The 1,720-nt window shown below is 28.0% G+C and carries 2 pseudogenes; both read right to left on the reverse strand.

The window, feature by feature from the left end:
* Positions 1–1,265, reverse strand: a pseudogene (locus RI01_RS02860) (hypothetical protein); the annotation flags it as partial.
* An 85-nt stretch (positions 1,266–1,350) separates the two neighbouring features.
* Positions 1,351–1,720: pseudogene (locus tag RI01_RS02865) on the reverse strand (hypothetical protein); the annotation flags it as partial.

Below are 1,720 nucleotides of genomic sequence, written 5' to 3' on the forward strand. Positions count from 1 at the left end.
TGAGTTTTTTTTGCTTTTTCTAAATTAAATTGTGTTATAGGAGGTAATTTTGTACTCACCTTTTCTGTAAATATTATTGATGAATATATTGTTGTTTGGCTTTGATCTATATATGGGCGCCACCTAAAATATATTTTATTTGTTATTAAGTTTTTGTCTTCATCTGTTAAATGAAAGTAATCATCCCATTTATCAAATCTCACATAATAAATATCTTTATTTTTTAATTTCAGACTATTATATGTATGAACTTGACCATTTCTGTCTGTTATTGTTATTTTAAAAGGGATAGGTGAATAATAACATGTTCGATCTTTAAGATCCCTATATGATTCGACTGTAGATATTATCCTGCTTTTTATATCACAAGCATTAAGCCAATCACGATAAGCGTTGTCATTCTTAATTAAAGCATATTGCGTTTGTTGCAATTCATTTATTTTTGCAGTTATCTCATTTAAAGTTTTGTGTTTACTTAATAAAATATTTTTCAATTCTTCGCTTTGATTGTGATTTTGTTCCATTTGCGTTTTTAAATTATTAGTTTCTGTTTCTAATTCTTGAATTTGTTTTTGATATTTTTCAATTTGATTTTTAATTTCGGTTAAAGTTTTTTCATGTTGAGTTCTTAAATTACGGGTTTTTTCTTTTTTATTTTGCAATTGCTCTTGCAAGAAGGTTTCGTTAGCTTTTAAATTACGAATATGTTCATCTTTTAACTGTATTTGAGCTTCAAAATTAATTTTATTCGTTTGTAAATTTTGTTTTAAACCATCAATTTCAGTTTGTAAAAGAACTTTTTCTTGTGTTGACAATTGTTGATTATAGACTAGATTTTGTTCTTTCGTTTGGATAATATTTTCTTTTTGTTCAATTTCTTGTCTTAATTGTTCTAAATCTTGGGTTTGTTGTTTTAGTTGTTCTTCTAAAGTAGTTATTTTTTGCTGATTATCAGCAATGGTTTTATTTTTTAAAGTTAATTGTTCTGTATTGTGAGTTAAATTATTTTTTAATGCTGTTATTTCTTCGTTTAAAGCGTTTTTTTCTTGTTCGGATAAGGTTTTATTTTCTTCTAAAACTTTTTCTTTTTGTTTTAATAAGTCCTGATAATTATTTTTTTCCGCTTCTAAATTTAAAAGTTCTAATTCTTGGGCTTTTAGATTAGTTTCTAAAAATTGTTTATCACGATCAAACTGTTGTTTTTTCTCTTGTTCAGCTTGAACTAATTTTTGTATTTCTTCTGAGTTTGCGGATTGTCCAACCATTTCTCTTTAAAACGTTCTTGATGTTTATTGGGTTGTTCTGTAGTATTAAGTATTTGTTTGTGAGGTTCAGTTTTCTCCTCTTTTATCAACTCCCTTCGGTCGGATTGAACTTTTTTGTGGTTTCATTTTCTTTCTCTATTCTTTTGATTTCAGTAGGAGGGATTTTATTAGAAGGAGGAGTGTCGTTAGGAGGGGAAAACAAATTTATTAAAAAGCATGTTCCACCTATTAATATCAAAGATGCCCCTATAGTCGGACCTACGACAGGAATAAATAAACACGCTAAACCAACTCCTATTAAAACTAAAGGCGGCACTATTAAACCAAAAATGTGAGCTAAGTTATCAGGCAAATTTAGACCATTTTTAGCCCAATTTTTAGCTCCGTCATAAAAATAATAACAAATTTCTTTAGTTTTAGTCACAAGACCTTGGCCGAATTTGCCTATCTGAGCA

This window comes from Italian clover phyllody phytoplasma str. MA1, from assembly GCF_000300695.1.
In the GTDB taxonomy this organism is placed as follows: domain Bacteria; phylum Bacillota_I; class Bacilli_A; order Acholeplasmatales; family Acholeplasmataceae; genus Phytoplasma.